This is a genomic window from Paludibacter sp. 221, assembly GCF_010501035.1.
Lineage (GTDB): Bacteria > Bacteroidota > Bacteroidia > Bacteroidales > Paludibacteraceae > QVMH01.
On sequence record NZ_QVMH01000037.1, the window covers coordinates 75,431 to 88,349 of the forward strand.

Below are 12,919 nucleotides of genomic sequence, written 5' to 3' on the forward strand. Positions count from 1 at the left end.
ATACGGTAACTCTCCCTAAATCCCTCTCGACCTCTCCCGCCTTTCAGGCACCCTCTCCAAACGGAGAGGGAAAATGGAAAAATTTTTTTGAGAGGGACTTTGAGAGCGAGAAACGAAAGAACAATATCATTTGGATGAATTGAGTGCTTAAAATGTAATTTTGATGAGGTTATCCTTAATTAACGGGAGAATAAGGTGCTGTTCTCAAACTATCTTTTTTGAACGTAAACGGATGTATTAAACTTTATGTTATTCTTAATTGTTATAAATAGAAAACATAAAATTATGGAAAATTTTAAGGATATAATTAATGGCGAAAAACCTGTATTGGTAGATTTTTTCGCTACGTGGTGCGGCCCATGCAAGGCTATGACACCTGTTATTGAGTCGTTAGGGAAAGAGCTTCAGGGGCAAGCCCGTGTGTTGAAAATTGATATTGACAAGAACGAGATGCTTGCCGGGCAGTATGGCATTCAGTCTGTTCCTACCTTTATTATTTTTAAGAAGGGCGAGGCGGTTTGGCGGCAGTCGGGTGTGATGGATAAAAGCGCATTGGAGCAGCAGATAAGGAGTTTTGCCTGATTGTAGCGCGAAAGAAATAAAAAATAGCTTGCTGAATTTTCAGCAAGCTATTTTTGTGTGTATGTAATTCAGTAGATTACAGTTGAGGGCCCGAAGCTACTAAGTTAGCGCCTTCCGGCAAGTATTGTTCAAAGTTTTTGATATACTTAGCTGCAAGCGATTTAGCTTTTTCTTCCCACTCAGCTTTGTTAGCATAAGTGTCGCGTGGGTCAAGGATACCTTCGTCAACGTTGTTCAATTTTTTAGGAGCAACCAAGTTCATGATAGGAATATTGATTGTTTCAGCCTTGTCGATTGAGCCGTCGATGATAGCGTCGATGATAGCACGGGTGTTTTTCAACGAGATACGTTTTCCTGTACCGTTCCAGCCTGTGTTAACCAAGTATGCTTTTGCTCCGTGTTCTTGCATTTTGCCTACCAGAGTTTCAGCATATTTAGTTGGGTGCAGCGTAAGGAACGCTTCGCCAAATGCTGGCGAGAAAGAAGGAACAGGCTCGGTGATACCACGTTCAGTTCCGGCAAGTTTTGAAGTGTAACCGCAAAGGAAGTGATATTGAGCTGATTTGTCATCAAGGATAGATACCGGAGGCAATACTCCGAACGCGTCTGCCGACAGATAGATGATTTTTTTAGCGTGTCCTGCTTTCGATGGAAGAACGATTTTGTTGATGAAGTAAATCGGATACGAAACGCGTGTGTTTTCTGTTTTCGATGCTTCTTTCGAGTAATCCGGAGTTCCGTCAGCTTTTACTGTTACGTTTTCCAAAAGGGCATCGCGACGGATTGCACGCCAGATGTCCGGTTCGTTTTCTGCGCTCAGGTCGATAACTTTTGCGTAGCAGCCACCTTCGTAGTTAAACACGCCTTCGTTGTCCCAACCGTGTTCGTCGTCGCCGATTAAGTAGCGTTTAGGGTCGGCCGAAAGGGTAGTTTTACCTGTTCCCGACAATCCGAAGAAGATAGCTACGTCGCCTTCTTTACCTACGTTGGCCGAGCAGTGCATCGAAGCTATACCGCGCAATGGCAGGTAGTAGTTTTGCATAGCAAACATACCTTTTTTCATTTCGCCACCGTACCATGTACCGCCGATGATTTGCATTTTTTCGGTCAGGTTGAAAACCACGTAAACCTCTGAGTTCAAACCTTGTTCTTTCCAGTCGGGGTTAGTTGCTTTCGATCCGTTGAATACAGTGAAATCAGGTTCGCCGTAGTTAGCCAGTTCGTAGTGCGACGGACGGATGAACATGTTAGTCACAAAGTGAGCTTGCCATGCTACTTCCATGATGAAACGCACTTTCATGCGGGTGTCTTCGTTAGTTCCGCAGAAGGTATCAACTACATAAAGTTTTTTTGCTGTATTTAATTGCTTGATAGTTTTAGCTTTCAGGTCAGTCCAAATTTCTGTTTCAACCGGCTTGTTGATATTGCCATCCCACCAGATAGTGTTTTCGGTAGTTGCATCTTTTACGATGTAACGGTCTTTGGGCGAACGGCCTGTGAAAACACCTGTGTCAACTGATACTGCTCCTGTATTGGTGAGCGTACCTCTTTCGAATCCTTCGTTTGCAGGATCCATCTCAGCTTGAAAAAGCTGCTCGTAAGACGGGTTGTGGATAACTTCGATGTTACCGCTGATGCCGTACTTAGATAAATCTAATTTTGCCATTTTCAATTTAAAATTTAAATGATTCTATATTTATTTTACTACTTCTTCGTTTTTTCAGGGTAAGCAATGCTGCTTGGGGCAAAGACTAAAACATGACACAAGGTATACATAAAATATAGAAGTATAATCCTTGCCCTTGTGTCTAATTATTTGATTTTCAGTCTTTTGTGTTGTTTTGTAACTATGCTTCAAATAAAAGCTTTCTTTTATTTAACGCTGCCGGAGGCTACATTGTTTTAATGATGAAACCCTGCTTTCGGTACTGCGCCCTCGCTGCGATAAACAAAGGGATTCTCAAATGACGAAAGCCTTGTTCTTCGACTTACAAAAGTACTACTTTTTTTCAGTGTGCGAAATGTATTAAAGAAATTTTTCTTTAATAATAATTAGATAACATTAATTTGCTATTTCAGGATTGCAATAATTTTTATTTTGCTTTGTCGGCAATGCAAAACAGGCCTTAACCCTTGTGGTTAAAGCCTGTTTATTTATGTGGTGCAACAACTGTAGTGGAGCGGTTTAATTGTAAAAATCGTTGAAACGCCGATTCTACAGTTTGTCAATTTCTGCAATTGAACTTTTGCTTGTAACTATCTCACTATCACCTTGTACACCTCGTTGCCTATGCGCAGAATATACAGCCCGCTGTTTGGCACAACGAATGTTTGTGTGTGGTCTGTTATTTTCCGGTTGGCATACAGGTGCCCCGGCGCATCCATAATTATGATACGGTCGCCTATTACGGCTTGTTGCACATAAATGGTTTTGCCGTTTGTATAAACAATAAGCTGTTCGGTTTCGGCATCGTCTATACCCGAAGGCAGTTTGTTTATATTCACCGTCAGGCTGCCTATTCCATTGGCAAATTTATACCCTCGTGGGGCGGTAAACTTTCCGGTAGCCTGTGTGCCTGCCTGGTTGATAGTCCATATCATCGGGCTGTTTTGGATGGCAGGTGCTTCGCCCTGGCTAACCGTAGCGGTGATAACCAGTTGCGACAACGCCATTTTGATTTCGGTGTCGGTAGCTTTTGCCTGCACGCTGATTGATACGTTATTTACTGACAATCCTGTGATTTCTTCTTTCGGATCGACAATACCACCATCGGTTGTTATTTTTAGTGTGAAAGAGCCGGTGTCAAAAGAGCTGTAAGTAGTGGCGATGATGTAATAAGTACCGGCATCCGTTGCTTCGAAGGTTAATTTTGAGTCACTGTTATTTCCTCCATCGTCATCGTGGTTTACATACGAGTAGCTTTCTCCGTCTTTGCAGTACAGGTACAGATAAGCGTCTACATCGTCCGATGTTTGGTTTATTACTATTTTCTGTCCTGCTGCCAGGTCTACCTTATATCCCATAGCGTAGTAAGCTCTTCCTTGTTGGCGGAATGTGCCGTCGCCTGCTACCGGTTTTGTAGGTGCTTCGCCAAATTCGTTTGTTTGGCTGAATGGCAGGCCGGCATAGGTCACCGCAGTTGCTTCGTTCAGCAGGTCGTTTACGCTTATAGCCGGTTCGGACATTTTTATCACTATATTGGCAGTTCCTTTTTCCATCTCGTCGGAAGTAGTGAATACTATGTAGTATTCTCCGTCGGCAGATATTTCATGATATATTCCGAGATAATCTGTTCCATTCACGTACGCATAACCGTCGCCATCTTTTACATATAAGTAAGTGTAGGTGCCAATAAAATCGGATTTATTACTTGCTTGCAGAGCTGTTCCGTCGGTCAATGACAGTTTGTATGCCAACGCATAGTAGTTCTGGTTTTCGTTGCGGAAACCGTTGCCTCCTTCTACCAATTTGGCAGGCTCCAAACCGTAAACCGCCGTATATTTAAACGGTAGTTCGGTGGTTGCGTCCAAAGCGGTGGCTTGGGCAAGCAGTTCCGCTAATGTAATAGGCGTAGTGTTGCTTATGGCATCTGTAGTTTTTATGCTGAGCTCGTATTTTCCTCCCTGCCAGTTGGTTGTCAGTGTGAGATAATACGTTCCGGCCTCGAGTTCTTCGATAATAGTGGCATTGCCTGTTTCACTTATTATGTCGGTACGGGCAGCGTCTTTTGTCAGCAGGAATACGGACGAATATATATCATCGCTTGCTGCGCTGATATGTACTGCCGATTTCTGGCTCAGAGTGAACCGGTAGCCTGCTGCAGGATAATAAGCATTCTCTGCAGGTATTACACTGCTCGATTCAATATCGAATACGGCATCCTTATTCTCGTAAGGTAGGCTTACGGGTGCATAGGTCAGCGAACCCACATCACTCAGTTCTTCTACCTTGAAAGAATACATGTTTTCGAACTCGCCCCAATCGTTCAGAAGCAGGATTCGGTAATTGCCTGTAGTCTCAGGAGAATACGTCAGGATAACAGTGTTTTCAATATTATCGTATGAATATACGATGTTATATGCCAAATCGTCTCCGTTGAAGTCGTCGTAGCTTCCTTTCAGTTCACTTCCTGTAAGCAGCGTTATTGCGCTTTCCTGATAAGAAAGCTGCGAGCTTATGTACGAGGTATATGTAAATTTATACACTTTTCCGGCCGTCAGGTTAATGCTGTACGCGCCGGCATATCCTTCTGTATAATCTGTTTCTACAAACGGGCTTTTTTGTTTGTTCATATCACCCGTCAGGGTTTGTCCTACGTTTATCTGCTTGGAGTAATCGAGCTCATGGTACGATAGTTCGCCTACCGGGGCTTTACTCTCTTTTACCGATAAGTTGTAGCTGCCGTATCCATACTGGGATGTCATGTATAAATAATACTTGCCTGCTTGCAGCTTGTTGGTGATGGAAGCAGAGCCTTGTCCTCTATAAACAACTGTTCTCTGATTCATGGCAGGCGCTGTGGTCACCAAATAAGCCGGATAAATATCCTCGCTTTCAAACTCAATCAGCAACGACGTATCTTTTGGCAATGTGAATGTAAAGCCGGCAGTAGGAAGTGGTCCATATGGAGTGGATGCGATTATAGTATTATTCTCGTTGAACTGCAGGCCTGTACCCTCATAAGGTAGCTGAATGTTTGTGTAATACGGTTTTTCAGTTGCAGCGAGCGAGAAATTGTAAGTTGCATCCGTATTTGAATTTAGTGATACAAATGTCAGGTAGTACGTCCCTGCTGCAAGAGGAATATCGGTAGTGTGCGTGCTACTGTTATCGGGGAATACAACCAGATTATTTGCAGCGGCCAAAGGCGATGTACTGATGTAATAATATAAACCTGATAACTCGGTATCCGAAGATAACGATATGTTGGCGTCCGAAGTCAGGGTAAACTTGTAGCCCATGGCTCTAACCCATCCGAAAGTAGGAACTTCTATTTCTGTACTTGTACTTTGGTCGAAGTCAATATCGCTTCCCTGGTGCGGAACAGTAATCGGAGTGTAAAAAGTACTCTCGGATGCCGACAGGGAAATATCATAAGCGCCATAAACAGGGTTAATCATGGTTACATAGTATTTTCCGGCCGGTAGCGGTAGCTGCGTATCCAATGGATATGTACAGCAGCCTTCGAAAACGATATTATTATCGCTCAGTACAGGCGATGTGCTGACAAAGAAATAGGGGTCTACACCATCGTTGCTCGAAAAATCAATCGAAACGGCTTTTTCCTCGGTCAGGGTAAAGGAATAACCTACAGCCGGATACGCCTCGTTCCACGATTCGATATATATCGTTTCGGTTGTCGATTTGTCGAAAGCCTGATTGCTTGCCTGATATGGCAGCGCTACGTTGGTATAAGTTAATGGTTTGGGTTCAATTGTGTTAATTGAAATATCGAATGTGCCGTAATCATCGTCAATCATGGTAATATAATATGTCCCTGCATCAAGCATAGTCGCAAGAGAACTACCGGAACCACTGGAAAGAATATTATTATTGCTCAATATCGGTGACGTGCTGATTAAAAAATCGGGGTCGACATCATCACTTTCGAAATCAATCGAAACAAAACTACGTTCTGTTATAGTGAATTTATATCCGATAGCATCAAACACCTGATCTCTGGCTTCTACAAAAACTGTATTTGCGGTTGTTTCATCAAATATCTGATTTTTTTGATTGTATGGCAGTGTAATGTCTTTATATTCTAACGGTTCGACGGTCCTGAGATTTAATTTGATATCGTACGTACTCAATAGATTTTGATTTATTGCAATTAAGTAGTAGTTTCCGGCCTCGTCGGGACTGAATGTAAAATTGTAATTGCTTGTATTCCGGATATAGGTATAGCTGTCGCCGGTGGCTTTGTACAGATAAATCGTGGTATTGCGGCTGTTTTGGACGGAGAGTATGTCATCTCCGGTTAAATCCAACCGGTAGGCAGCCGAATAATAGTTTGTGCCTTGGTTGCCAAAATTGTACGCTCCGCCTTCTACCAATAAATCTGAACCGGTACCAAACAGCCCCGACATATTAGCCGGATAAGAGCTGATAGCAGTAGCATTGGTTATCAATGTGCCGAATGGTACTGCGGTTTGGTCTGTTATACTTGCTATAATATAATCAAATGAAACTTCTTCGAAGCACTTTGGAGCCATAAACATTAAATAATACTCTCCTTGTGCATCGGCTTCGAATGTGAAGGGGTTATATAAATACATATAGTTTATATAAATATAACTATCACCTTCTTTTTTATATAGGTAGAGCTGTGGTGCGTTATTGTAAGCAAAATTGTAGGTTGTTGCAGCTATCGCTATTTTTTGCGAAGCCTCAAGGCTTATTTTCAGGGCGTAACCGTAATTATAGCTGAAGTCGTAGAGTACAGGAGAAGATGTGGTAAATGCGCAATTCCCGGTGTGTGGCAGTGCCGAATAATTGATTGATGCGGCTACTTCCAATATGCTGTTAAGTGAAACCAGGTTTTCAACCTTCCTCAATTCAAATTCTACTGAACTTGTAACAAAAGGATTTGCGGTTGTAATTGCAAAGTAATACTCGCCATCTTCACTTGCCTGGAAACCATACGGCAGATATCCTTCTGTCTCATACGTATAGTTTTCCCCGTCTTTTTTGTAAACATAATAATATGGAGAGGAACTTCCGGAGTAAGAATAGTATTTCATCCCAACAATTTGTCCTGCTTGCAGCGACATTTTATAAGCCGCTGCATATTTGTACGCTCCATTACCAAAACTTACAAAAGGAGCGGAACTTTCATCCAGGTTGATTGTAGCTTGCGAGGGTAAATCGGTGGTGTAATTTTTTGCTACGGCATGGTTGCTCAGGAAATTGTCTAAGGCAATAGCCATGGATACGTCAATCAGGCTTGCTTTTACGCTGAAAGCCCCGGTAGTATTAGCACTCCACGTGGTTGCTACAATGTAATAGTCGCCTGCAGCCTGGGCGGTGTAAACAATCCTTGAATTTCCATCGCCGCCGCCATCGTCATTGTAATCTTTTTGAACATAGCTGTCCCCTTGTTTGGCATACAGGTACAAATAAGCGTCGAAATCGGTACTCATATGGTCAATCTGAAGTGCTTGGTCCTGATTCAGTTGTACTTTGTATGCGGCTACATAGCGGTCTGTGCCATTGAAAGATACATTCGGAGAACTACTGGTAAAGTTACCCGAAACTTCAAGCGGCAGGCTTTCGGTAGTGCCGATTGCATTCAGTACCTCGTCCAGTGTGTGTGTAGCCTGGCTGGCTTGCAGGGTGCGGGTTACAGGTGCTTTTTTGTCCGGCTGTTTAAGCCCGTCCTGTGCCTGTGGGCTTTGGGTGGGAATGTTTTCGCGGGTGTCAGCCTGTTTTCTTACGTTAGCTTTCCTTTGCGGTTGGCTTTTGGTGGCTGCACCTTGTTTGTTGTTTTCAAACCAGGTGTTTTCTTTTTCAGATTTTTGGAATTGGCTGAAAACGCTTGGCGCTTCCTGGGTTGCCTCCTTGTACTGAAACCGTTTTTCTTTTTGTTGTGTTTTACTGTCTCTCGCGCTCTTAGGGTACTGAGCGTACGAAGATGTAAACATTAACAACAAGGTAAGGGTGAGTAGTAAATGTTTCTTCATAACTGAAAGTTTTTAAATTTGTTGTTTTGAATACCGAAAAATGCTTGTAAAGCATTAGTTAATTTATAGTCATCATTGTTTATAATTATAAAGACAAGAGTCTTTATTAAGAGCATTGCAAACGTATAGAAATCATTCTCCCCTGATTGATGCAAGAAAAAATGTGTTTGTACAGAGGTTCGCACAGAATAAATCGCATGTAGAACGGCTTTGCACGTACAGCGCAAAACTAAAATAAACTTAATTTAAGCAAAAATAGAAAAAGAAGATGGATAATACACCATTTATTTCGGATTTTTTTGTGCAAAAACGCATAAAAAACACAGGTTTATCTCTCGAGAATATCTCAAAAGGAAAGAAAAAGCTATGTGGCTCGATGTGTAAACTATCTGAACCTATGTGGCAAAAAAGAATCAAGAATCAAGAGCCAAGACAAAAGAAATAAGAATGAGGAAAAAGGTGAACATAATTTATCCGTAAAGCGGACTCGAAGCCGCTATACGGAAATAATAATTAAACATTAATAACTAATAATTAATATCCCCGTGTCTTAGTGTCTCCGTGTTTGAAAAGTAAAGACTATACGGCCTACTTATTTGGAATTAATCTTGAATATCACGTCGAACCCGTTTGTAATAGGCGAGCTGGTAAGCTGTAGGAACAGAAATTTGAATAGCTCGTATTCCAGCGTCATTTCGTAGCGTGCAACGTCTTTGTCCTCGATAACCCCTATTTGTTGCTCGTAGCTTACAAACAGCTTGTTTGTAATATACTTGCCTACGGTAATCGACGCATTGTTGAACGAGCTGTTCGCGTTGAACTCGATGTAGTCTACATTCAGCGTATTGCCCAGAAATTTGGTAAGTTGCGACGAGATAAGCGATGCTGCGGCCATGCCTGCAAGCCCTGCGGCATCCATCGACGAGTTGAGGCTCGACTGTTGCCCCGACGTGAGTGCATCCATGCTCATCCCAAAGAGGATATAGGAAACTGCATCGCCCTCGCTGATGCTTTGCCCTTCGAGATTGAACTTGATGTCGAGGTTTTCTATATCGCCTGTGGCTACGATGCCCAGGTCGCGCTTGTTGCGTTCCGGGTCGCGGAATGAGTAAACGGCTTCGATGTTTAGTATAGGGTTAATCTTCTCCCCTCCCTGGAATGATACTGTGCCCGATTGTATTACAAATACTTTGCCCAGCATGTTGTATTGCCCCCGTACCACGTCGATAGTACCGAAAAGCTCGAAGAAATCGCGGTGTTTTACCAGTTCCACATCGCCCGATAGCTCCAAGCGCATATCGTCGTTCCTTATCCATGTGTTGCGTGGTATGCGCACCCTTATGTCTCCTTGCAGGTTGTTCATGAAATCAAACTTCGGTATCTGCGCCGTAGCGGTTGTATCGGGGCGTACGGTATATACAATCGAGTCGGTTTGGTTCGTTGCTTTTTCCATTTCCACTACCAGAAGCGGTTTGGGTATTTCGCTTGCGCCCGATTGCCCCATCAGGTTCAGTATGGCAGGCAGGTAAATATATGCTTCGGGTATGGTGAGGTCGCCCGAAAACAGCACGCTGTCGGCTGTGGCTTGCAAACCTACGTTACCCGACAATTCCATATTGAACTGCCTGTGGTCGAACGGGTTGAAACGGTCAAACTCAACTGACAGTTCCGACGAGCTTAAATCGGCGTTGTACAGTTCCGAGGCAAATTGTACATTCCCCTTTGCGGTCATAGTGCCATCGTGGCTTCGTATCAGGAAGGTATCTACGCTGATAGCCTCGCTTGCGAAATTTATATCTGTTTCTATCAGCCTGTAGTCTATACCGTAACGGTTGAGCTTGAGTTTACCGTTGTTTATGTTTATGTTACCATCAATATCAGGCTCTTTCAGCGTACCGTCCATTTTGATGTCGCTTTCGATAAGTCCGTCTACCTCGTCCATCGGCATAAACATGTTTACTATCGCAAGCGGTAGTTTTTCTATCAGCAGATTTAGATGAAGCGAATCGTTTTCTTTTGGTACGAAATCGAACTGCATACTATCCAGCCGTACCTGTGCAGGCATGCACCCATTTACCGAGAGCATTCCGCTATCCTGTGGAACTATATTTACCAGGAGGTTTAGTTTGCTGTCGCGCAGTTCCACGTCTCCTTTGAAAACATCGAAGCGGTAGTTTTGGAAACTTGTGCTGTCTACGTGCAACTGTGCCACAAGTTCGGGATTCTGCGCTGCCCCATCCAGTTTTACGTGGAGGTTTATAAGTCCTGTGGCGTTTTGCTCAGGAGCAAATAGTTGCACCAGTTCGGCAATGTTTACATTTGTTATTTCCAGCTTGAAATCCTGTTCGCCCGCACGCCGTATCACGCCATCGGCAAATATGGACTGAATGGAATCCCTGCCCGACGAGGTGAGGTGAAAATCCTGTACAGTATATTGGTCGGTGGCTATGTTAATGTGTGCTGTATCAGACACCTGCGTCCAGTTGTAGCCTTTGTAGTTTATCAGCAAATCGGACAATGCCACGTCGATGGCTTCGCCAAGTTTTACAAGGCCTGTCAGTTCGGTACGGATGTCGCTGTTGTTGGCGCGTAGCTTCAGGTTTACATCTTTTGTATTGGTTGCGGCCTGTAGATGGATGGAATCTATGCCGAAACCGCCTGTCGAGAATTTATTTGCATTAACGTCTGCCTCAGCCCAAATTTGCTTACCCATTCCTTTTACGTTTGCATTTGCCTGTGCATAAAGCGTGTCCAATGTAAAATCCTTGTACCGGCTTTTGCCTAAATCGAGGTTAAGGCGTGCATCAAGGTTGTCGGGAATACCTTGTACGTTTCCCCGCAATGCGAGGCTTGTCTCAATACTGTCGAGCCCTGCAAATGCTGCTATTTCGTCGGCACTCGATACGTATGCTTCCAGATTTAGCTCCGAATTTCCTTTCAGGTTGTAGTTGCCCTCTGCCCTGAGTTGTGCGGTGAGTGTTTCGAGCAAGAGCGAGTTTATAATTATATTCCGGTTGATAAAATCAATTCTGGAGCTCAGGGTATCTATATTCACTCCCATAGCCTGCGAGGGTAGGAGGTCTATTTGGCTTCGTGCCGATATTTTATCCGGTTCCAGCCCCGAACCATTTACATACGCATCCAGATTCAGATTGGTTTCGTATGTTTTATCGCCCGTCAGTACAGCCAAATTCAGGTTTCGGGTGTTCATACCTATACGGTAGCGTGGGTTGTTGCCCATTATCTGTTCCAATTGAGGCACAAGGTGCACGGTTCCGAAACTACCCTTTCCGTCGATAAGCCCGTCAAGGTCGCCCGCACGGTAATCCAGATTGAAATTAAGCCTTTCCACCGGATTGTTGTATAACACTATATTGCCGAAATCGCCGTCTACCGTTGCGTGGAGTGTCTGTGGGTCAAGCCCTGCCCCTTCGGCATTCAGTTTGCCATCTATCAGGTAGTTCATTTCGGGGTCGCCAAGCCAGTATCGCAAGTCTATTTGCTTCAGGTTGAGTGCCATATTGTAATCTACGGTAGTGGTAGAATCCGAGAAGTACTCGATTAACCGGTGCGAGCGGAGATTTAAATCTATCTCCTGTGCTTCGTCTTTCAGCAACAGGGTCATTATTAATTTCCTGTCCTCAAGTTCGGCATCGAGGTTTAATGTAGGTTTTGCCTGCAAGTGGAAATCGTTGGGAAGGAAGAATTGAAATTCTTCTAAATGAATCGGGCGTGTTGATATTTCGACCTGCGATTTTGAATTTTCATCAAAAGCATATATTCCCTGTGCACTAATCTCGTTTTGAACAGTTTGCAGTATCAGTTGAATCAGCCGTATTGCATCCTTGTCGCCTCTGGCCTGTGCGTTAAACTGTTTCAGCTCGATGTCGGGATTCTTGGTCTTAAACCGGAAATCGGATAAGCGGGCTTCCTGACTGTTGGTAGAGTAGTGCCCTGAAAGTGCTATGAATAAGCTATCTACAGCTTCGGGTATTTGCCGGCTGAAAGCATGTATCTGTACTTTGCCGTTGTTCAGTGCAAAGCGGTTTACCTGCATCAGCATGTTGAACGATGCGGAGGTGGTGTCTGTTTCTTCTTCGGATGGTTTGGTAATGTGTTGTAAATTCCATGTCGAATCGGGCATTTGTTCCACAAATACGAACGGCTCTTCTATTGTAATGTCTTCTACAATAATTTTACCCGAAAGCAGGGGTAGCAGTCTGTATCTCAGCCCTATGGCAGAAATGTAAGCTATTGTATCGCTTTTGCCCTCGGAGGTCAGCACTACATCATCTAATGAAAGGTTGGTGAAAAAATTGCCTTTCAGTTGTCCCACCTTGAGTTCGGCATTTAGAATCTTGTTTACCTGATTTTCGGCGATATTTACAATCTTACTTTTTACAAAAGGTGTTTGTATGGCGATAAGCACAATGATAATTAAGGCTATGACCCCTACGAGGAACCACGCTACAACTTTAAGTATCACTTTCAGTGTTTTACCGAAAGTGGTCGCAGGTTTTGCCTTATTTTCTTGTTGTTTTGCCATTTTTTATTTTACGCCGTATAGTCTTTTCTTTTCAAACACGGAGACACCAAGACACGGGGATATTAATTATTAGTTATTAATGTTTAATTATTATTTCCGTATAGCGGC

4 protein-coding genes are annotated in these 12,919 nt (G+C 43.5%); 1 reads left to right on the forward strand and 3 read right to left on the reverse strand.

The window, feature by feature from the left end:
- The first annotated feature begins 285 nt into the window (after positions 1–285).
- Complete coding sequence (gene trxA, locus D0T49_RS08935; protein WP_163630505.1) at positions 286–582, forward strand: thioredoxin; 297 nt, start codon at positions 286–288, stop codon at positions 580–582.
- A 76-nt stretch (positions 583–658) separates the two neighbouring features.
- On the opposite strand, the gene pckA is transcribed toward trxA, so the two are convergent.
- From pckA to D0T49_RS08950, 3 genes are all read right to left on the reverse strand, one after another.
- Complete coding sequence (gene pckA / locus D0T49_RS08940) at positions 659–2,248, reverse strand: phosphoenolpyruvate carboxykinase (ATP) (RefSeq protein WP_163630508.1); 1,590 nt, start codon at positions 2,246–2,248, stop codon at positions 659–661.
- Between the two features lie 590 nt (positions 2,249–2,838).
- Positions 2,839–8,265 carry a PPC domain-containing protein gene (locus tag D0T49_RS08945; RefSeq protein WP_163630510.1) on the reverse strand — a complete coding sequence of 1,809 codons (5,427 nt, stop codon included), beginning with the start codon at positions 8,263–8,265 and terminating at the stop codon, positions 2,839–2,841.
- A gap of 592 nt (positions 8,266–8,857) precedes the next feature.
- Positions 8,858–12,811, reverse strand: a complete 3,954-nt coding sequence (locus D0T49_RS08950; protein ID WP_163630513.1) for a translocation/assembly module TamB domain-containing protein — start codon at positions 12,809–12,811, stop codon at positions 8,858–8,860.
- Between the last annotated feature and the right edge of the window lie 108 nt (positions 12,812–12,919).